The sequence below is a fragment of the Leptotrichia buccalis C-1013-b genome (assembly GCF_000023905.1).
Taxonomy (GTDB): domain Bacteria; phylum Fusobacteriota; class Fusobacteriia; order Fusobacteriales; family Leptotrichiaceae; genus Leptotrichia; species Leptotrichia buccalis.
The window spans coordinates 125,107-145,603 of record NC_013192.1; the positions used below are offsets into that span (position 1 = coordinate 125,107).

At 29.4% G+C, this 20,497-nt stretch carries 19 protein-coding genes; 7 read left to right on the forward strand and 12 right to left on the reverse strand.

What is annotated here, in order from left to right; translation table 11 throughout:
• Positions 1-127 precede the first annotated feature (127 nt).
• The 3 genes from cysK to LEBU_RS00645 all read left to right on the forward strand — a co-directional run bounded on the left by cysK (position 128) and on the right by LEBU_RS00645 (position 2,445).
• Positions 128-1,045: a cysteine synthase A gene (gene cysK / locus LEBU_RS00635; protein WP_012806248.1), complete on the forward strand. Its 918-nt coding sequence runs from the start codon at positions 128-130 to the stop codon at positions 1,043-1,045.
• 141 nt (positions 1,046-1,186) lie between these two features.
• A complete protein-coding gene (epsC, locus tag LEBU_RS00640) occupies positions 1,187-1,735 on the forward strand; it encodes a serine O-acetyltransferase EpsC (RefSeq protein WP_012806249.1) in 549 nt (182 codons plus the stop codon).
• Between the two features lie 215 nt (positions 1,736-1,950).
• Positions 1,951-2,445 (forward strand): flavodoxin, encoded by a 495-nt coding sequence (locus LEBU_RS00645; RefSeq protein ID WP_012806250.1) that lies wholly within the window; start codon positions 1,951-1,953, stop codon positions 2,443-2,445.
• Between the two features lie 238 nt (positions 2,446-2,683).
• Here the strand turns inward: LEBU_RS00645 and LEBU_RS00650 are convergent, their stop codons facing one another.
• From LEBU_RS00650 to LEBU_RS00660, 3 genes are all read right to left on the reverse strand, one after another.
• Entirely contained in the window at positions 2,684-3,388 is a 705-nt protein-coding gene (locus LEBU_RS00650) for a biotin--[acetyl-CoA-carboxylase] ligase (RefSeq protein ID WP_012806251.1), read from the reverse strand.
• 47 nt (positions 3,389-3,435) lie between these two features.
• A complete protein-coding gene (locus LEBU_RS00655; protein WP_012806252.1) occupies positions 3,436-5,940 on the reverse strand; it encodes a DegV family protein in 2,505 nt (834 codons plus the stop codon).
• A gap of 70 nt (positions 5,941-6,010) precedes the next feature.
• Positions 6,011-6,505: a KdsC family phosphatase gene (locus tag LEBU_RS00660; protein ID WP_012806253.1), complete on the reverse strand. Its 495-nt coding sequence runs from the start codon at positions 6,503-6,505 to the stop codon at positions 6,011-6,013.
• Between the two features lie 202 nt (positions 6,506-6,707).
• On the opposite strand from LEBU_RS00660, the gene LEBU_RS00665 reads away from it, so the two are divergent.
• The 4 genes from LEBU_RS00665 to LEBU_RS00680 all read left to right on the forward strand — a co-directional run bounded on the left by LEBU_RS00665 (position 6,708) and on the right by LEBU_RS00680 (position 11,572).
• Entirely contained in the window at positions 6,708-7,931 is a 1,224-nt protein-coding gene (locus tag LEBU_RS00665; RefSeq protein ID WP_012806254.1) for a S1C family serine protease, read from the forward strand.
• A 45-nt stretch (positions 7,932-7,976) separates the two neighbouring features.
• Entirely contained in the window at positions 7,977-8,273 is a 297-nt protein-coding gene (locus LEBU_RS00670; RefSeq protein WP_012806255.1) for a YciI family protein, read from the forward strand.
• 301 nt (positions 8,274-8,574) lie between these two features.
• Positions 8,575-11,055 carry an AMP-binding protein gene (locus tag LEBU_RS00675; RefSeq protein WP_012806256.1) on the forward strand — a complete coding sequence of 827 codons (2,481 nt, stop codon included), beginning with the start codon at positions 8,575-8,577 and terminating at the stop codon, positions 11,053-11,055.
• A gap of 265 nt (positions 11,056-11,320) precedes the next feature.
• The gene (locus tag LEBU_RS00680) at positions 11,321-11,572 is read left to right on the forward strand and encodes a hypothetical protein (RefSeq protein ID WP_012806257.1); all 252 of its coding nucleotides are present in this window, start codon (positions 11,321-11,323) and stop codon (positions 11,570-11,572) included.
• A 119-nt stretch (positions 11,573-11,691) separates the two neighbouring features.
• On the opposite strand, the gene lysS is transcribed toward LEBU_RS00680, so the two are convergent.
• From lysS to mvk, 9 genes are all read right to left on the reverse strand, one after another.
• Positions 11,692-13,176, reverse strand: coding sequence for a lysine--tRNA ligase (lysS, locus tag LEBU_RS00685; RefSeq protein WP_012806258.1), 1,485 nt, complete (start codon positions 13,174-13,176; stop codon positions 11,692-11,694).
• 331 nt (positions 13,177-13,507) lie between these two features.
• Positions 13,508-13,879, reverse strand: a complete 372-nt coding sequence (locus LEBU_RS00690; protein WP_012806259.1) for a DUF1934 family protein — start codon at positions 13,877-13,879, stop codon at positions 13,508-13,510.
• 25 nt (positions 13,880-13,904) lie between these two features.
• Positions 13,905-14,324 (reverse strand): hypothetical protein, encoded by a 420-nt coding sequence (locus tag LEBU_RS00695; RefSeq protein ID WP_012806260.1) that lies wholly within the window; start codon positions 14,322-14,324, stop codon positions 13,905-13,907.
• A 12-nt stretch (positions 14,325-14,336) separates the two neighbouring features.
• On the reverse strand, positions 14,337-14,807 hold the full coding sequence (locus tag LEBU_RS00700) for a 23S rRNA (pseudouridine(1915)-N(3))-methyltransferase RlmH (RefSeq protein WP_012806261.1): 471 nt from the start codon (positions 14,805-14,807) through the stop codon (positions 14,337-14,339).
• A 61-nt stretch (positions 14,808-14,868) separates the two neighbouring features.
• The gene (gene mutL / locus LEBU_RS00705; protein ID WP_012806262.1) at positions 14,869-16,944 is read right to left on the reverse strand and encodes a DNA mismatch repair endonuclease MutL; all 2,076 of its coding nucleotides are present in this window, start codon (positions 16,942-16,944) and stop codon (positions 14,869-14,871) included.
• A 72-nt stretch (positions 16,945-17,016) separates the two neighbouring features.
• Positions 17,017-17,580: a hypothetical protein gene (locus tag LEBU_RS00710; RefSeq protein ID WP_146995794.1), complete on the reverse strand. Its 564-nt coding sequence runs from the start codon at positions 17,578-17,580 to the stop codon at positions 17,017-17,019.
• A gap of 26 nt (positions 17,581-17,606) precedes the next feature.
• Positions 17,607-18,164, reverse strand: a complete 558-nt coding sequence (locus LEBU_RS00715; RefSeq protein ID WP_012806264.1) for a hypothetical protein — start codon at positions 18,162-18,164, stop codon at positions 17,607-17,609.
• A 116-nt stretch (positions 18,165-18,280) separates the two neighbouring features.
• Positions 18,281-19,264: a diphosphomevalonate decarboxylase gene (mvaD, locus tag LEBU_RS00720; protein ID WP_012806265.1), complete on the reverse strand. Its 984-nt coding sequence runs from the start codon at positions 19,262-19,264 to the stop codon at positions 18,281-18,283.
• Positions 19,265-19,351: 87 nt separating this feature from the next.
• Positions 19,352-20,242, reverse strand: coding sequence for a mevalonate kinase (gene mvk / locus LEBU_RS00725; RefSeq protein WP_012806266.1), 891 nt, complete (start codon positions 20,240-20,242; stop codon positions 19,352-19,354).
• Between the last annotated feature and the right edge of the window lie 255 nt (positions 20,243-20,497).

The window sequence follows — 20,497 nt, forward strand, 5'->3', positions numbered from 1 at the left end:
CCTAAAAATAAATTTAAAGATATTTATATTTTCCTATTGATTTTAGAAAGAATTAGTGCTATAATAATTGTAGATACAAATTAATAAAATAAAAAATAAATATATTTAAATATGGAGGTAATTTATAATGATTTATGAAAATATTTTAGATTTAATTGGAAACACACCTGTGGTGAAATTAAACTTTTTAAATGAAGAAAATGTTGCTGATATTTATGTTAAGCTGGAAAAATATAATATTGGTGGGAGTGTAAAGGATAGAGCAGCTCTTGGAATGATAGAAGCGGCTGAAAAAGAAGGAAAATTACAACCAGGTGGGACAATTGTTGAACCTACTTCTGGGAATACTGGAATTGCGTTAGCTTTAATTGGAAAAGCAAAAGGATACAGAGTAGTAATTGTAATGCCTGACTCAATGAGTGTGGAAAGAAGAAGCATTTTAGCAGCTTACGGAGCAGAGTTAATTTTAACAGAAGGTGCTAAAGGAATGAAAGGTGCAATTGCAGAAGCTGAAAAATTAGCAGCTGAAAATGGATATTTCCTACCTCAACAATTTGAAAATTCTGCAAATCCTGCAAAACATTATGAAACTACAGCAAAAGAAATTTTGGATGATTTTCCGCAAATCGACGCTTTTATTTCAGGAGTTGGAACAGCAGGAACTTTATCAGGAGTTGGAAAAAGATTGAAGGAGGAACGTCCTGGTGTTCAAGTGTTTGCTGTTGAACCTGCAACATCTGCTGTGTTATCTGGAGAACAACCTGGAAAGCATTTCCAACAGGGACTTGGTGCTGGATTTATTCCTGGGAATTATGATCCTAAACTTGTAGATGAAATTATAAAAATAACAAATGAAGAAGCTATTGAGTTTGCAACAAGAGCTTCAAAGGAAAATGGACTGTTTATAGGAATTTCTTCTGGAACTGCAATTGCGGCAGCTTACAAAGTGGCTAAAAAATTAGGAAAAGGGAAAAAAGTTTTAGCTATTTTACCTGATGGTGGAGAAAAATATTTATCAGTTGAAGCATTTAGAAATAGTTTATAAAATTAATGTCTTAATAAGTAGGCAAGGATTCTTTAATTCTTAAATGTTGTAAGATGAATTGCCTATTTTCATACTCAAAATAAATTTATGTTGTTTTTAAGATGGTTTTAGTATATAATGTTACTATAAACAACAGGGAGTGTGATTCTTATTTTTAAATGGTTAAGAAGCGAGATAAATAATATTGCAGAAAAAGATCCAGCAGTAAGGTATAAAGTCGAAGTTTTCCTTTATCCATCGTTACATGCTATTATTAATCATAAAATTGCCCATTTTTTTCAAAAACGTAAATTTTTTTTATTGGCTAGATTAATTTCTCAAATTTCCCGTTTTTTTACAGGAATAGAAATTCATCCAGGAGCAAGGCTAGGTAATCGAATATTTTTTGATCATGGAATGGGAATTGTTGTAGGAGAAACAGCAGAGATTGGTGATAATTGCGTGATTTACCATGGTGTGACTCTTGGAGGGGTAAGTACCTCAAAAACTAAAAGACATCCAACTTTAAAGGAAAATGTTACAGTTGGTACAGGAGCAAAGCTCTTAGGAAATATAGTAGTTGGGAAAAATGTGAAAGTCGGAGCAAATTCGGTTGTTTTACGAGATGTACCTGATAATGCAGTTGCTGTAGGGATTCCAGCAAGAATTATTCCAAAAACAGAGGAAGACTATTATATGTGGCATATTTAATTTATAAAAATATTTTTTTGACAATTTTATATAAAAATTAAGAAAATGGTTTTAAAAATTTAAATATCAAAAAAATTTGACAATCAAAGTAAAATATGTTATATTTTTAACATAAAGTTTTTAAATAATATGATTTAGAATAAATATGATATTAGGATAAGAGTTATCCTTAAAATTAATAGATGATAAACTAATAATAGATACGGAGGGCTAATATGGCAAAAGTAGGAATTTTTTATGGTTCAACAACAGGAGTAACTGAAGACATTGCTCATAAAATTGCAGAAAAGATTGATGGAGCTGAAATTTTTAATATTGACGGAAATGAAGATAAACTAGAAGATTTTGATGTATTGCTTTTGGGAACTTCTACTTGGGGATTTGGAGATTTGCAAGATGATTGGGCAGCAGTAGTGGATGATTTGGCAAGTAAGGATTTAAGTGGTAAAAAAGTAGGATATTTCGGAAGTGGGGATCAGGGAACATTCTCTGATACATTTATGGATGGAATCGCCATCATTGATGAAGAAATCCAAAAAACTGGTGCGACAATTATTGGGAAAACTTCAACAGAAGGATATGAATTTAACGAATCAAGAGCAGTTAAAAATAATGAATTTTTAGGACTTGCGCTAGATGAAGTTAATCAATCTGAATTGACAGATGAAAGAATTGATGTATGGGTTGAACAAATAAAAAAAGAATTTTAATGATAAAAAAGCTATGTCTGTGAATTAAATATTTTTTCTTAATAAAAATTATTTTCACAAAAGACAAAATAAATATGATTTTAGCTATATTTTATATATAACTAAGATAAATCAATTTTCACAAGTTGATTTTCTCTCCAAAAATAAAGAAGGTGTTGTTAAGACACCTTTTTTATTTATTTATTATTGCTCATTAATTTAAGTTTTTGGAAACTCTAAAAATCTAGATATTAATTTTTTATATAACCTTAAATTCCAACGAAGTAAACTTTATTTCATCCTCATCTCCCTTGCCAATCAATGAAAGGTTACCTCTTCTGTCTATTCGTAAAAACTTGTATTCTTTTTCTAAGAATTTTCCATTCTGTTTTATAATAATTTTTCTATCTTTTAGATAGCTATTTTCATTTACAACATTTAGTATATTTTCCCAATTTCTATTTAGACTGTAAAATTGTTCTTCAAAATTTGATACAGTTTTTTCAATAATTTCCTGAATTGAGTGAGTTTTTCCTGTAATTTCCACAAGAGAAATAGCTTTATCACGGAACATTCCAAAATCAGTATTGTTGATATTTATTCCTATTCCAACTATTATGTAATCTCTTACTTTTTCACATAAAATCCCACATATTTTTTTATCTTCATAGTAAATGTCATTTGGCCATTTAAAGGTCAGTTTTTCTTTGGATTCTACATACTCTTTTAATACATTGTAAACTATATAACCTGCAAAGACTGTTATTTTTTCATCTAGTTCGGTATTATCACTAACGGCAAAAGAAAAGAGTGCGGCACCCTCGTTTGAAATCCACACCCTCTCCCTTCTACCTTTTCCATCTGTCTGCTTTTTTGCGACAATAACTTCAAATTCTTCTATTCTTAAATGTCTTCTTAAATATTCATTAGTTGAATTTATTTCATCAAAAAATTTAAATTTCAAAGGTTTACCTCTTTCTTTTTCTGTTTAGAATTAAAATTATCAAGTTATTAACTTAATCTTGGAAATATAAATATTCCGTAAACTGGACCTGCATGAGCTCCTATTACAGCTCCAATTTCCCGATTTAATATTAATGAACTTATTTTTGGATTATTTTCCACTTCAGAGTAAATTCGGACTACATTTTCAAGTTCTGTTGGAGTTCCTCCCCATCCGCTCATGAGAACTATGCTTTGTTTTTTGCTTTCACGTTCTATATATTTTTCTATATATTTTTGAGCATTACGTTCACCTAGAACTTTTTTCTCAACTGTAACTTCTCCTTGATTTACAGTTAAAATAGGTTTCATATTAAGAGCTCCTGCTATTGTTGAACTTGCCTTTCCAATTCTTCCGCCTTTTTCAAGATATTTTAAATCAGGAATAATCATAAGTAATTTTCCTTTGTTTCTAAAGTTGTTTATCCAGTTAAGAATTTCTGTAAAACTTTCACCTCTTATTGATTTTCCAGCTGCACCTAATGCTAGGAAACCTTGTAATAATGAAGCTCCCAAACTGTCAACCAGTTCAATATCGTTTTCTCTGTTTGTCAAACTTCTTCCAACTTTAGCTGCCTGTATTGTTCCACTTAGCTTTGATGAAGGATGAATTGAAATTATTTTTTTGTATCCTTTTTCAAATAATTTGTTATAGGCATTTAAAAATTCCTGTGGTGATGGCTGTGAAGTTTTTATTTTTGCATTATTATCAAGCATTTGATGCCAAAATTCTGCTTTTGTGATTTCTACTCCATCTTTGTAAAGCTCTCCATTTATGTCAATTTTTAAAGGAACTATTTTTATTGGCAATCCTTCAATGTCTTCATTTGTTAAATCAGATACCGAATCTGTAAGAATTGCTATTTCAGGCATATTTGGATCTTTGTTTTCAATGTAGAGATAATAGTGATAATTTTCCTGATTTCCATTGATAAAAGTTGTTTTTATTTCGCTTAGTTTTTGTTCAATATTTTTTTGAGCAGCTTCATCTTTTTCATTTCCGCTTACAACAATGGCTGTTATTGTATTTTTATTAATTAAATTTCTTAATATTTCATCCGTTATTTCTTTTAGTGATTTTTTTGCAAATTTTATTTTTCCATTTACAAGACCTATGAAATCATCTTTTTGTATTGTCAGATTTTCTACTTTTGTATCTCTCACAGCTTTTGTAATTTCTACTGAATAATTTCTCGAAGCTGATTCTTTTACTTCATCAATGTCGTTTTCCTTATTTTTCAAGAAATAGTATCCGTCAAGCATTGTTTTAGTGCTTAATACGATAACAGTTTTTTTAGCTTTTTCAGCTGCCATTTTAGCTGTTGTAATGACATTCTTGTTATTTGGCAGGATATACACAGTTTCTTTTTTTGTCTTGTCAATAGCATTTAAAATTTCCAGCACGCTTGGATTTTTGCTTTGTCCACCAAGAATCGCAACATCTGCTCCCAGTTTTAGAAATTCGTCTTTTAAATTTTCAGAATCTGCTAAAATTATGAAAGCTGCTTTAGTTTTGTCAATTTTCGGATTTACAAAGATTTTTGCTTCATCTTTTTCACTAAAAATCTGCAAATTATCATGCTGCAGTTTCATATTTTCTACTTTCATTTTTTCAAGCGGTCCATATTCCAATGCAATTTCCATCGCTTTTCCTGGATGGTTTGTATGAATATGTGTCTTAAATTTTTTAGAAGTTTGTGCAAATACTGCTGAATCTCCTAATTCAAGTACACGCTTTTTATATTCTTCTGTATCAAAATCTCCGTTTAAAATGATGTATTCTGTACAATATTGGAAACGAATGCTTTCAGGATCGTGGTCAATATTTGCTATTGTTTTGTCAAATTCATTTTCTTTTACCTGGGCTTTTTGCAGTTTGGCCAGTAAATTTAACTCAGTTGTAACTTTGTAAAATCCTTCAAAAAAGAAAAATAGACCTTTTCCACCAGCATCAACTACTCCTGCTTCCTTTAATTTTGGCAACATTTCAGGAGTTTCTTCCACAGCTTTTTCTCCAGCTTCTACAATTTCTTTTAAAAATTCTACTAGATCTTCAAATTTGCTTGCACATTCCATAGCCTTTTCAGAAATTTTTCTGATAACTGTCAGCATTGTTCCTTCAATCGGTTCACTTACAGCACTATAGGCTGTCTCTTTAGCACTTACAAGAGCTTTTGCAACATCAATTGGCAATAATTTTGCTTTTTCTCCAATTCCCTTTAAAAATCCTGTAATTACTTGTGATAAAATTGTTCCAGAATTTCCTCTGGCTCCCATTAATACTGCCTCTTCAACTACTTCGATAAGTTCAGGCATTTTTATTTTATCATTTGTTTTTTCTTCCAGATCGTTTATCATAGAGTTTAATGTCATTGACATATTACTTCCTGTGTCGCCGTCAGGTACTGGATAAACATTTAATTCATTTAGCAGCTCTTCGTGTTTTGTAACCCATTTTCCGCCACCAATAAATACTAATTTTAATCTTTTGGCATCCAAATATTTTATTGCCATTATTCCTCCTAAAAATAAGTTTTTATATTTTTTATTTTAATTTTAAATCTTTTTAGCTATTTTGAAAATATTATTCAACATTTTCTAAAAATTTTTGAAATAAATTTTCCTTTTTTAAAATAGTTTCTATAAATTCTCGTACTGCTCCATCTCCACCATTTTTGGTAGAAATAAAATCAGCAAACTCCTTTAATTCATTTGCTCCGTCCAAAGGAGTTCCACAAAATCCTGCCATTTTCATAATTTTTATATCATTCAGGTCATCACCCATATAGGCAATTTCTTCTTTTTTTAAATTCAAATTTTTCATTATTTCTTTTAAAACAAGAGTTTTTTCAGAAATTCCCTGATACAGATATTTGATTTTTAATTTTTTGGCACGATTTTTTAAAAGTTCAGATTCAGCGCCTGTAATAATTCCAAACTCTATGCCTACTTTTTGTGAATTAACAATGGCATAACCATCCTTTACATTAAACTTTTTTAGTTCCTCACCACTGTTTCCAAGATAAATTCCACCATCGGTAAGTGTTCCATCTACATCCAATAAAATTAATTTTATCATTTTTTCTCCATTTTTTATTTACAACTTGGTTTTATTATACCATAATATACTCTTATTATTCAAATTAATTTTGAAAAATCTGTAAGAATGTGATATATTTTACTTAAATAAATGAAATTCAAATGCAACTCATAAGAATAATAAATTTTTATTAACTAAAATAGTACAATATAAAAATAAATAATAGAATCGAGGTATAAATATGAAAAAAATAAATTTTATGAAAAAAGGAAATAAAAAATTTGCTTTATTTTCAATCTTGTTTTTAATTTTAAGTTGTTCAAATAAGAACGATACAAAATCTAACAGTACAGAAAATATGGCAAATGTTGAGCAAACAAAATCAATTTCTCAGGAGGAATTGCAAAAATATACTAAAAATGCGGTTCAGACACAGGATGCTTTTGTTAGTGTTCATAACAGCGTAAAAGATTCGATTGTAAATATTCGGACAAAAAAAACTGTTACAGTAAATACATATAATCCGCTGGAAGAAATGCTTTTTGGACGTTCTGGAGGGCAGGAGAAACGTGAATCTGGTTCACTTGGTTCAGGATTTGTTGTTTCAAAGGACGGATATATTGTTACAAATAATCACGTTATTGATGGCGCAGATGAAATTTATGTAAAATTCTCAAATGGACGTGAATATCGTACAAAGCTTGTGGGGACATCACCGGAAGTTGATATAGCTGTATTAAAAATAGATTCAAATGAAACGTTCAAGCCATTGGAATTTGCAAATTCAGATCAGGTTCAAATTGGGCAATGGTCGATAGCGTTTGGAAATCCATTAGGACTTAATGATTCGATGACTGTCGGAATTGTAAGTGCGGCTGGACGTAGTTCGCTTGGAATTGAACAAATTGAAAACTTTATTCAGACTGATGCAGCTATTAACCAAGGAAATAGTGGTGGACCGTTAATTGATATAACTGGTAAAGTTATTGGAGTAAATACTGCAATTTATTCTCAAAGTGGTGGAAGTGTAGGAATTGGATTTGCCATTCCAGCTAATTTAGCTATGACTGTAAAAGATTCAATTATCGCAACTGGTAAATTTGAAAGACCGTATATAGGTGTGTATCTTGGAACTTTAGATTCGGATAAAGTAAAAGCTCTTAATCTAAAATCTTCAAACGGAGTATTTGTAGCGGATGTTGTTCCAAATGGTCCGGCAGCAGCTGCAGGAATAACTAAAAATGATGTCATTATAGCAGTTGATGGAAAGGAAGTTAATTCATCTGGTGCATTTGTAGGAGAAATTGCAGCTAAAAAAGTTGGACAAAATGTAAAATTAACAGTAATTAGAAATGGAAAAACTATACAAGTAGGAGTAAATCTTGTTAAAACTCCAAATGCTCTTCAACAGCAGCAAATTATTCAGCAAAGACAGCAACAACAACAACAGGAATTTGGAAGATAGTTATTTTTTTCTTCAAAAATAATTTTAGAAAGGAAAAATAAGTTTATGAAAAAAATTTTTGTTGTATCTACAACTTATACAAAATCATTGGAGGAAGTTGGAAAATTTAGAAATGATCATTTTGAGTTTATTCAAAAATACATTGATGCTGGAAAATTCATTGCAGGAGGACGGCAAAATCCTCCGACTGGTGGACTTATCCTTGCATACAATGTAACAAAAGAAGAACTCGAAGAAATTCTGAAGGAAGATCCTTATTATAAGAATGATTTGATAGAAACAGTAATAACTGAATTTACACCAGCTCTTCTTAATAAGAGTTTTGAAAAATTTTCTAATTAACAATTTTGAAGAAATTTAAATAAATATTTAGAGTAAATCATTTAAAAAAAATTTAAAATTTTTAAAGGGTTTACTCTATTTTTATAATATTTTATTAAGCAAAGTATTATTGTTTCAAATTAATATAAAATTGAATTTTGTCAGTTATTATGATATACTTAACTAAAATTTGAAAAATACTCAAATTCGTTTAAAATCGAATTGATAAAAACTAAGAGAATATAGAGTTTTAAGTAGAATAGTCATAATTTTTAATTTTGAAGTATAATAGAAGTATACTTAATAAAAAGGAGGCAAAATTATGTTTTTAGAGAGAACAGAGCGACTGGCATTAGTTGATTTTGACAATAAGCACATTAATTATATTGATTTGATAAATAATATAAAATATTTTTCTGAATACGTAGTTGAATTGGAAAAGGAGAAGTTTGGACTGATTGTTATGGAAAATCGTCCAGAATGGATTTACAGCTTTTTTGCAGTATGGGATAAAAAATCAGCTGGAATCGCCCTTGATGCAAACAGCAATTCAGGCGAAATTTTATACGTGCTGGAAGATTCACATCCAAACGTAATTTTCTGCTCAAATGAAACAGAAAAAACTGTTTTTGAAGCAGTTGAAAAATATAGTTCAAAAAATACTGTAAAAATAATAAATGTGGATAAAATTACAGTTGAACATGAAAAAATGAATGCTATAAAAAATATGGAGTTTGAGCTTGAAAATCCAACTGGAGATGAAACAGCGGCTATGCTTTACACTTCAGGAACAACTGGAAGTCCAAAAGGTGTAATGCTGTCTTTCAATAATTTAAATACTGAAATGGAAGGACTTTACGAAAAGGGAATATTTGATTATAGAGATCAGATCTTAGCAATATTGCCGTTTCACCATGTTCTACCATTGACAGCAACTGTACTTTTGATGTTAAAATATCAAACTTCAATTGTATTTGTAGAAAAAATTGCAAGCAAGGAAATATTTGACGCGCTTGAAAAAAATAGAGTAACTGCAATAATAGGAGTGCCAAGAGTATTCAAGCTATTTTATGATGGAATAAAGCAGCAAATTGACGCAAAATTCATTACACGATTTATTTACAAAATGATGAGCAATGTCAAATCATTAAAGATAAAAAGAAAAGTCTTTGCAAAAGTTCATAAAAAATTTGGTGGGCACCTTGACTTTATCGTTGTCGGTGGAGCAAAAATGGATCCTGAAATTTCAAGGTTTTATGAAACATTGGGATTTTATGCCCTTGAAGGTTATGGGCTTACCGAAACTGCACCGGTTATTGCTGTAAATTCAAAAAAAGAAAGAAAAATCGGAACAGTTGGAAAAAGACTGTATAATGTTGAAATAAAGACTGTAGATGAGGAACTATGGGTTAAAGGGCCAATAGTTATGAAAGGCTATTATAACAAGCCTGAAAAAACTACGGAAGTAATTACTGAAGATGGATGGTTTAAAACAGGGGATTTAGCGGCAATTGATGAAGAAGGCTATGTTACAATTCGTGGAAGAAAAAATACAATGATTGTTCTTTCAAATGGTAAGAATATTGATCCAGAAACGCTTGAAAATAGGGTGATTGCACAAAGTAACGGATTAATCAAGGAAATTGGTATTTTTAATTATAAAAATAAGTTAGCTGCAATAATCGTTCCAGATTTATTAGAGTTTAGAAAACGTGGGATTACAAATACAAAGGCTTATATAAAAAATGTAGTGGAAGATTACAACTTAAAGGCACATAACTACGAAAAAGTGCTTGATTATAAGTTATTTGAGGAAGAATTGCCAAAAACTAGAGTTGGAAAGACACGTAGATTTATGCTGCCAGACTTATACGAAAAAAATGAAATTGTAAAAAAGGAAAAAACACCTGAACCAACCGATGAAGCATACAAAATACTAAAGGAATATGTCAAGAAAAATAAAGGAATTGAGCCACAGCCAGAAGAAAATCTGGAACTTGAAATCGGAATGGATTCGCTTGATATTGTGGAATTTTTTGCATTTATAGAAAACAGTTTTGGAATTCAGCTGGATGAAGAAAAGTTTGCTGGAATGCCCAATTTAAAATTATTATCTGAATATATCAACCAAAAAGCTACAAAATTTGAAGACAACGATATTGACTGGAAACAGATTATAAGCGAAACAAAACCTATAGAGGACAATAAAAATCGTTGGGTAACAAAATTTTTAAAAATATTTCAACCAATTGTCGATTTATATTTCAGAGTAAAAAAAATTGACAGGAAAAAATTGACAGACAATCCGCAAATTTTTGTATCAAATCATCAAAGTTTTGTAGATCCGTTAATTCTAGGATCACTATTTCCAAATAAAATTGTTTTTAATACATTATTTTTAGCAATTGACTGGTATTTTAAAAAAGGTGTAATGAAACTTCTTGTTTCAAATGGAAATGTTGTTTTAATTGATATTAACAAAAATATTAGAAAAAGTGTAGAAGAAATAGTTGGCTATTTAAAAGGTGGAAAAAGTATTGTAATTTTCCCAGAAGGAGCAAGGACAAAAGATGGAAAAGTTGCCCAGTTTAAAAAAGTGTTTGCCATAATAGCAAAGGAACTAAACGTAGATGTCCAATGTCTTGGAATAAAAGGTGCATTTGAAGCATATTCAAGATATATGAAGTTCCCAAAATCGAAAAAAATCGAAGTAGCAGTGCTGGAAAAATTCTCGCCAGAAGGAAGTTACGATGAAATTACACAAAAAGCAGAAAAAATTATAAGAGAATATGTTGAGAATTAATAACTAAATACTAAATCTGTTTAAATAATAGATGAAATTCATTTATGAAGAGTTATTTATTTCAATAACTCATCATACTCTGTTGCTTTAATGGGTTTAGAGAAAAAATTATAAAAAATTTATTACCTACAAATCATTATTTGATTCTTGTAGGTTTTTTGTTTTCTTTCATAAATTGTATAATAAATTAAAAAAAATACTTGACTTTTTTTATTTATGAGGTATAACCTTAATGAAAGGAAAATAAATTAAGGAGTTGATTATTATGAAAAAATTGGTTGTAACAATGTTCTTGGTATTTGGAGTTTTGGGATTCTCAAGATTTATTGAAGAATGTAGAATTACTTCTAAAGGTCGTGGATATTTAAATTGTGTAAGTTTGCAAAGTGGAAAAAATTTTAATTTTACAAGAGGTTATATTAGTGGACCTGCATATGGCTCTGTTTACAGAATATATTTCCAAGGAAACGGATACAGACGGTTATACTTAGAAGGTTATGAATACCTTTATAATTAATTATTTGTAGTGCAATTACATAAATTTTTTAACGAATATAAATAAAAAAAGCTCTAAGTTATTCTAAACCTAGAGCTTTTAAATATATTTGTAAAAGTATTTTTAAGATATCAAAATAATTATAATTCAATGTCTTCTTTTCTTAATGTTGGGAATAAAATAACATCCCTAATTGAAGCAGAATTTGTTTGTAGCATAACTAATCTGTCAATTCCTATTCCAAGCCCTCCTGCTGGTGGCATTCCGTATTCTAAGGCACGAATATAGTCTAAATCCATTCCTTGAGCTTCATCATCTCCAGCTTCTCTTAATTTCACCTGTTCTTCAAATCTTTCCTTTTGATCTCTTGGATCATTTAATTCTGAATAAGCATTGGCAAATTCTCTTCCTGAAATGAATAACTCAAATCTGTCTACCCATTCAGTTTCACCTTTTTGGTTTTTTGAAAGTGGAGAAATTTCTTTTGGATATTCAGTAATAAAAGTCGGATTTAATAAAGTTTCCTCTACTTTTTCCTCAAATATCAAGTTTAAAATTCCATATTTTGTATAAGTTTTGTCTTTTTCTAGTGGAATATTCATTTCTTTTGCTTTATTTATCGCATCTTCATCGCTGCTAATTGTGTCAAAATCAAATCCAGTTGTTTCTTTTACAATATCTTTCATTGTAACACGTCGCCAAGGTTTTGCCATGTTAATAGTCTTATCTTCATATTCAATTTCATATTTTCCGTGTAGTTCAAACGTCAAACTTGAAATCAAATCTTCTGTCAAATCCATCATATCATTAAAATCAGCATAAGCCTGGTATAGTTCCATCATTGTAAATTCTGGATTGTGTTTTATTGAAATTCCTTCATTTCTAAAACTTCTGTTTATTTCAAATACTTTTTCAAATCCACCTACAAGCAGTCTTTTTAAGTACAATTCAGGCGCTATTCTCAAAAATAGTTCCATATCAAGTGCATTATGATGTGTTACAAATGGTCTTGCTGTAGCTCCTCCAGCAACTGGGTGCATCATTGGAGTTTCCACTTCTGTAAATCCATGTTTTTCAAGATAGCTTCTAAAAAATCTTATAATTTGGAATCTTTTTTTCATAGTTTCCATAACTTCCCTGTTCATTACGAGATCTACGTATCTTTGTCTGTAACGAGTTTCGATGTTAGTCAGTCCGTGAAATTTTTCTGGAAGTGGACGCACATTTTTAGACAGTACTTCAAAAGAGTCAACTCTTAAAGTTAATTCTCCAGTATTAGTTCTAAAAAGTTTTCCTTCTAGCCCAATAAAATCTCCAAGTCCCATTTTTTTATAAATTTTGTACTGCTCTTCTCCAACTTCATCTTTTTTTACATAGTATTGGATTTTTCCAGTTGGATCTTGAATTTGTCCAAATCCATTTTTCCCCATTCTTCTGAAGGCAACGATTCTTCCTGCTGTTTTAAAGATTTTTTCACAAGTTTCATCATATTGGTTAATTTCAGCAATTTCATTTAATTTTGCATATTTTCGTCCATATGGTTCAACTCCTATTTCTTTTAGTTCTTCTACTTTTTTTAATTTTTCTTTTATAATACCATTATCATTGTGGTTTTGATTACTCATTCACTTTTCCTTTCTGTTTTTTTATTATGAAATAAATATGTTTATATCTTTTTATTATTTAGATTAAAAAAAATAAAATCTAAATAACGGATTTCATTCCCCAAAAATCAAAATATTTTTAATTCAATTATAGTGACATTTTATAAAAAATTACTAAGCAAAATTTCGTTGAAAGAAAAAGAACTGTTTGAAATTTTTGAATACAATTTGAACTATAATTCGATTAAAGAGTTGAAAATATCTTTTATTAAAAACCGAGTTTTCTTTTTCTTTTATTAAGAAAGTTTTGCGTAGAACGGGGATGTAAGGGCATGGCGTTCGATGTCCTTGATTAAATATTTATAAGTTGTATTTCTAAATTTATACTGTTTATTATTTCATTACTATGTATTATATCATATTCCAGTACTATTTTTCCATTTTCTTTTTCAAATTTTTTTGTAAAAATTTCATATTTTCCTCGAAATTTTGTTGTAATGTAGGTAAATGAGGTATTTTTATTATTTTTAAATATTTGTTTGGAATTGATTTCACCATGTCGATAGATTTCGATGGAATCGATTTTATCGATGATTTTACAATTTCCGTATTCATCTTTATAATGGTATTCTTTTTTTTCTTCCAAATTTATTATTTTTTCCAGTTCAAATAATTTTTCATAATTTTGTTTAAAGTTATCCAAACTTTTAATTTTTATTTTCATTTTATTCCTTCGTTTTATTTTGGATTTATTCATCTTCATCATTAAAAAAGTCATCTAAAAATTCTGACAAGTCTTCATCATCTTCGTCTTCATTATCAAAAAAATCAGTACCATCATTTAATGCATCAAAGTTACTTTCATCATATTCTCCATCTACATTTTCATTTTTATCATATTCCCCAAAATCTTCATTCCAGTACATATAATCTTTGTCAGAACCATAATATTCATCATTCCATATTTCCAGAACCTGATCTTCTTCATCTTCATCCAAGTCATATAACTCTTCTTCGATGCTGTCATAGTAAAAGACTTTTTTTTCCCCAGTTTCACTATCACAAACTAAATATTCCTTATCTCCTACCGTAACATTGGAAAGGCAAGTATAGCCTTCCACATCTCCCTCATTATTAATTCTTTCAAATTCTTCCCCAGCAGAATACATAATTTCCCTCCATTATTTATGATATTTTATATTATTATTAATTGAAATCCATCTGTATATTTGCTCTGTCAAAATTAATCGCATAAGCTGATGTGGAAATGTCATTGGTGAAAAGCATAGCCTAAAATCTACAATTTTTCGCAATTTGTCATTTACACCGTTTGAACCACCTATTATGAAATTAATTTCGCTGTTTGTCATGGAAATTTTTTCTATTTTATCTGCCATTTCTTCAGAAGATAGCATTTTTCCGTTTAAGTCAAGCAAAATATTGTACGAATAATTTTTTTTTGAAATAGCATTTATTATTCTTTCAGTTTCTGAATTTACTGCATTTTCAATCCCCTTGTTATCATCTTCTTCAGCTAGTTCAGTAATATCGAGTTTTATGTATTTTGACAACCTTTTTGAAAACTCAGCTATTCCCTCTTTTATGTATTTATCTTTTATTTTTCCAATACACACTACACTAATTCTTATCATATTTTTTCCTTATTGTCAAAAGTTTTTTCATTTTTTTACTAAATTTTCTCAAGTTTTACTCTTATTTTCTTCTTCCAAACATTTTGTCCAAATCATTCTTACTTAATTTTACAATAATTGGACGCCCATGCGGACACGTATATTTTCCAACTTCATGAATCCTTCTCACCATATTCTGCATTTCAAACATATCAAGCTTTTGTCCAGCCTTCACAGCTCCCTTGCACGACATCGAAATAATGATATTTTCCCGCAAATCCTTTATTTCAACTTCATTTTTCAAGTCCATAAGCAGCTGCAGAAATACATTTTCAATGCTATCCCGAAAGTCAAAGGCAGGAACAGCACGAATCACAATTTCATCTTCTGAAAATTCATCAACATCAAATCCAAAATCTCTAAAAATTTCGATATTCTCAAAAATAATATTTTTTTCAATTCCTGTAATTCCCATTTTCAGAGGCAATAATAAATGCTGCGACTCCAACTTCTTATTATAAAATTTATCCTTTAGCTCTTCATACAAAATTCTTTCGTGAATAATATGTTGATCATAAATTTCCAGTTCCTCATCCCTACGAACGAGAATATATGTGTCAAAAATCTGCCCTAGAATATCATAATGAAATTGTTTTCCAACATGCTTTTCAAACGTTCCAACTTTATAATAGGATTTATTTTCAGTATTTTCATTTATAATATCAAAATTTCTGTGTTCACCAGAATTTTTGTAATTTTTAAAATTGCTATTATGTTTCCATTTTTTTGTCTGAAATTTATCTTCAATTTCAAAGTTTTCCACATTATTTTCCACAATTTTATTTGAATTTTTATTCATTTTATTCCAGATTTCATCAAGTTTTGAGCTATTTTCGTTTTTATTATTTACAAAATTTTTATCACTTGAAAAAGTATTATATGTAATATTTTCGGAATTATCAGAAAACTCAGAATTTCTATCATTTTTATTAAAATTAATTGCTGAAAAATTATCTTTCTCATTTGAATTTTTAGTATTTTCTAAAATTTTTCCGTCAAAAGTTTCCAAACTTATAACTTTTTGGTTTTCCCCCTTCAAAACATCATCGGAAAACAAGTCATCCTTTTCCAGAGAGACATTCTCATTAATGTTAATATTTTTCTTTATCAGGTCAATATTAGGTTGCCAATTTTCTCTGTCATTGTAGTAAAAAAAGTCATCAATTGCTGATTTTATTTCATTATAAACGATTTTATCATTTGAGAATTTTATTATCTTTTTGGATGGATGAACGTTTACATCTATTTCCTTTGGATCAGTATTGTAAAAAATAATGGCAAATGGGTATTTTCCCTTCATTAGTTTAGTGTAATAGCCGTCTATAACAGCACGTTCAATAGTTGCTGACTTTACATATCGGTTATTTACAAAAGTAAACATAAAATCCTTTGAACTTCGTAAAATTTCTACGTTACCTAAATATCCATATTCAAATTTTTTCAAATTTCTCAAAACTGACTTTCCAAATAATTCAAGGATTGTATTGTCAATCCCTTTTCCACTTGTCTTTATCGTACTTTTTCCATCTAATTCAAGCGAAAATGCCACATTACTGTTTGAAAGTGCTTCCTTTAGTACAATATCCCTGATTTTACCATATTCTGTTGACATTTTTCGCAAAAATTTCCGTCTGGCAGGCGTATTGTAAAATAAATCCCTGACTTCCATTTCTGTCCCGACATTTCTCGAAACTTCCTCAAATTTTCTCACAACTCCGCCATAACAGCCAATTTTGTATCCCACAGGGCTATTTTCGGAACGTGTAGTAATCGTAAGTTTAGACACCGCCGCAATAGATGACAAAGCCTCTCCACGAAATCCATAAGTGTTTAAGTTAAAAACATCTTCCTTTTCCTTAATTTTAGAAGTAGCATGCCGCTCCACTGACAAAAGCGTATCGTCCTTATCCATCCCAATTCCATTATCACTCACCTTAACATCAGTTCCAGCTTTAAAAACCTCAATTTTTATCATCGTAGCCTTCGCATCCAGTGAGTTCTCAATCATCTCCTTAATCATCGAAGCTGGATTTTCCACAACTTCCCCAGCGGCAATAATATTTGACACTTTTTCATCTAGTATTTTTATATATCCCACAATTTATCCTCCTTTTTCTATGTTATTTTTTTATTTTTGTTGTAAAATTTTAAGTTTTTGCCTTAAAAATCCTTAATTTTGAGTAAATGAGTTAAAATGCAAATTAAAGAGCATCGCTTTGTTGAATTGCGGGCTGTCTTGCATTTCCCAATTATCGTTATGTTTTACATATACAATATCAAACGTTTCTTCAAAATATCTTAGATTAGGATCATTCAATTTTTCATTTACAGATTCTTTTAAAAATTGCGTAGTCAATTTTATCATTTCATCATCTGACCTTACAGTAGGATTTGGTGATTTCAAAAGTCTTTGTCTTTCTTCTAATATTTTATTTTTAAATATTTCTATTGCTCCTGATAAATCAGGATACTTTATAGTAATATTTACGATAATTTTATTTTTATTTTCTTCTGTTGTTTTATTAATTTTATAGGACATTTTTTTATATCCTTCATCAATTGCTTCAAATGTTATAGCAGCCATTTTATCATGATTTGATGATTTATAACCACCGTTTCGAGTGAATTCTATTAAATTTTTTAAATCATTTTCAATAATTTTTTTATCATTTTGACAACTTGTTATTGTAGATATTAAGATTAATCCTACAATAATTGATAATATTTTTTTCATATTTATTTCTTCTTCCTCCTTTTTCATCAGTTTTTCTTTTTTAAGTAAAATACAGCTATCATACAGACAATTAATCCAGTAACCGCAGGCTTTAACATTGATAATGCACTCTTTCCAGTCAAAAGGTAGCTGTTAAATATTTTAAGAATTGCAGTTGCTATTAAAATTAATAAAAGTAATTTCCAGTTTTTTGTCCAAGTTGAAACTATTATAAAAACAAAAAAAATTATAACAGTAAAAAGCAGGACAATTTTATCTATTGTCCATCCACTTTTCAAATAATTTGCTTCAAAATTTAAAAATTTTACAATTTCAGGATTAGTTATATTTGGCTTTGGAAACCAGAACATACTCGTAAATAGACCAAAAATAGAGATTGAAATTCCTGAAAACAGCTTTTTGTACGCACTCCAGATTATTGGAATAATGAATAGTGGTCTGGTGTACCAGCTTAGCATATTATGATGCCTCTGAAATACCCACATAAAAAATATGTCATTACTAAAAAATAAATGAATTAAAATTATTGTCGTAATTCCAAATAATATGCCTATAACTATGTCAAATTTTCTTAATTTATCCATTATTCAAAATCCTTTCCAAAATATATCTTAACTCTTTTAATACTAAACTGATAAAATTAATCAATTTCAGAAGTAATCATAATGTTTTATTTTCAATTTCAAATTAATTTTCACAATTATAATTTCACAGTCTTACTCACAATAATCTTATACTTTTCTTCAAAAATTCCTGCTAATTTTTCCAAATCATCTTCCAGACAAAGCACCTTTACATTAGGCCCCGCATCCATCGTAAAATAGCATTTTTCTCCATTATTTCTCAAATTTTTTACAAAATCCATTGCTTCGTAAGTTTTTTCATTAAAATACGAAAATGGTGGATTTGCAGTTTCAGTTGTTTTGTGCATTCTAAGAGCATTCTCTTCTGTCAAAATTCCTACTTTTTCTAAATCATTTTCAGCAAGATATTTTTTCATATTTACAAAGTCAATTTCCGATTGTTTTACCCACTCATCAAAATATGTTGAAGTTTTGGCGCAAAGCTCCATTCCATTTCGGCTTGAAATTTCCTTTTTATTTTCATTCAGCACAAGCACAATCATTGCCAGTTTCAAATCTGTCTTTACCTCATAAATTTCTCCAGTATCCTTATCCCAAGCCGCAACAGGTCCAAAAAAGCTTCTCGAAGATGAACCAGAACCAAATTTTGAAATTTGTGCAAGTTCAGATTGCGTATAGTTTTTTCCAAAAAGTTCATTACATGCTTTTATTACAGCCGATAAACCGCTTGAACTGGAAGAAAGTCCCGCAGCCGTTGGCATATTATTTGTTGTAGAAATTTTTACCTTTTGACTTCTATTTCCCCTAAACAAATCCACAACCTTACTAATTTTTTCTGTATGCACACTATCCTGCAATTCTCCATTCAAATAAAACAAATCTGTCATGTCTGAATATTTATCTTTATAATTTTCGCTTTTTATTTCTTTTTCAACTGCAATTTTAATATCGCTATCATTTATAAATTCCATCTCTGTTTCTGTAAACATATCGTTAAGAGTCAGGGAAATGCTGCTTGTAGAAGGTATCATTTTTTCTGCATTTTTTTTTCCCCAGTATTTTACAATCGCAATATTAGCATAAGATTTGACTTTTACCATTTTTTCTCCTTTATTTTCTTCTCTTTAAAATTATTTGATTATCTCTCAAATTATATTTTATATTTAATTTTTTTTAACATAATTCCATTAAATTTTCTCCATCCAAATATTTTCCGCTCCACATTTTATCAGTCCTTCTTTTATCTTTTCTACAATATCCAAATTTTTTGCAAGTGCAATTACACAGCCTCCTAATCCTCCACCAGAAATTTTTGCTCCACTTGCTCCATTTTCAATTGCTGTTTTTACAAATAAGTCTGTTTTTTCAATGGTTATGTTCAAATTTCTGAGTTCTATGTTTGCCTTTGTCATAATTTTCCCTATTTTATTGACTTTTTCTTCTTTGGATTGAATATTTTCAGTTAAGATTTTAGCCATTTCATCTGTCAATTTTCCTAATTTCTTTAAAGAACTGTCAGCATTACTTCCTAAATTTTTAACATTCTGAATTGCTTCGCTTGTATTGCCATAAATTCCTGTGTCTGCAATTACAAGGTATGCATCAAGATTTAAGTCAATGTATGAAAATCCCTTGTTCTTTATAAATTTTATGGCTTTGTCGCTAAGGCAAGTTTTGGCATCCAGTCCGCTTGGTGTACTGTGGGCTACAATTTCTGCCGTGTGAACCAGTTTTTCCAGCAATTCATCTTCCAAATTTTCTCCAAAATAATCAAATACAGCACGAATTGCCACAATACTTACTGCCGCTGAAGATCCCATTCCACGTTTTGGAGGGATTTGAGAGGTAACTTTATATTTTATTTTTGCATTTTCTTTTTTTAAATATTTTAACGCAGTAAAAAGAGCAACTGAAAGAGTATCTGTCTTATTATGGAAACAGCTGCTTTTGGCTTCTTCCACAATACATTCAATTCCAATTTTTTTTAGTGGAATAGCGATGGCAGGATAGCCGTAAACAACAGAATGTTCTCCAATTAATATTATTTTACTGTGTGATTTTCCGATACCTTTTTTCATCGTATTTTCCTTTTTTTTACTAAAATTATACAAATTTATTATACTAGAAAAGTTATAATAATCCAATACCTTTTTATATATTTTCAAACTTTTTCAAAATCAAAAAAATTAATAAAATCTAGAATTTGAATAGAATACTATAGCTTTTTTAGTACAAATAAATAAAAAAACTCCAAGTTCATAAAAGACTTAGAGTTTTTATTGTGTTCTCAAACCTAATAAAATTAAAGTAATGAGAACTAAACTAATTTTGAC

Bases quoted from the DNA above. Each gene is read 5' to 3' on its own strand.
- LEBU_RS00680 (WP_012806257.1), top strand. From the start codon at position 11,321: ATGAAAAAATTGGTTGTAACAATGTTCTTGGTATTTGGAGTTTTGGGA.
- lysS (WP_012806258.1), bottom strand. From the start codon at position 13,176: ATGAGTAATCAAAACCACAATGATAATGGTATTATAAAAGAAAAATTA.
- LEBU_RS00690 (WP_012806259.1), bottom strand. From the start codon at position 13,879: ATGAAAATAAAAATTAAAAGTTTGGATAACTTTAAACAAAATTATGAA.
- LEBU_RS00675 (WP_012806256.1), top strand. From the start codon at position 8,575: ATGTTTTTAGAGAGAACAGAGCGACTGGCATTAGTTGATTTTGACAAT.
- LEBU_RS00660 (WP_012806253.1), bottom strand. From the start codon at position 6,505: ATGATAAAATTAATTTTATTGGATGTAGATGGAACACTTACCGATGGT.
- LEBU_RS00695 (WP_012806260.1), bottom strand. From the start codon at position 14,324: ATGTATTCTGCTGGGGAAGAATTTGAAAGAATTAATAATGAGGGAGAT.
- LEBU_RS00710 (WP_146995794.1), bottom strand. From the start codon at position 17,580: ATGAAAAAAATATTATCAATTATTGTAGGATTAATCTTAATATCTACA.
- LEBU_RS00670 (WP_012806255.1), top strand. From the start codon at position 7,977: ATGAAAAAAATTTTTGTTGTATCTACAACTTATACAAAATCATTGGAG.
- LEBU_RS00645 (WP_012806250.1), top strand. From the start codon at position 1,951: ATGGCAAAAGTAGGAATTTTTTATGGTTCAACAACAGGAGTAACTGAA.
- LEBU_RS00655 (WP_012806252.1), bottom strand. From the start codon at position 5,940: ATGGCAATAAAATATTTGGATGCCAAAAGATTAAAATTAGTATTTATT.
- LEBU_RS00665 (WP_012806254.1), top strand. From the start codon at position 6,708: ATGAAAAAAATAAATTTTATGAAAAAAGGAAATAAAAAATTTGCTTTA.
- LEBU_RS00700 (WP_012806261.1), bottom strand. From the start codon at position 14,807: ATGATAAGAATTAGTGTAGTGTGTATTGGAAAAATAAAAGATAAATAC.
- LEBU_RS00715 (WP_012806264.1), bottom strand. From the start codon at position 18,164: ATGGATAAATTAAGAAAATTTGACATAGTTATAGGCATATTATTTGGA.
- mvaD (WP_012806265.1), bottom strand. From the start codon at position 19,264: ATGGTAAAAGTCAAATCTTATGCTAATATTGCGATTGTAAAATACTGG.
- mvk (WP_012806266.1), bottom strand. From the start codon at position 20,242: ATGAAAAAAGGTATCGGAAAATCACACAGTAAAATAATATTAATTGGA.
- cysK (WP_012806248.1), top strand. From the start codon at position 128: ATGATTTATGAAAATATTTTAGATTTAATTGGAAACACACCTGTGGTG.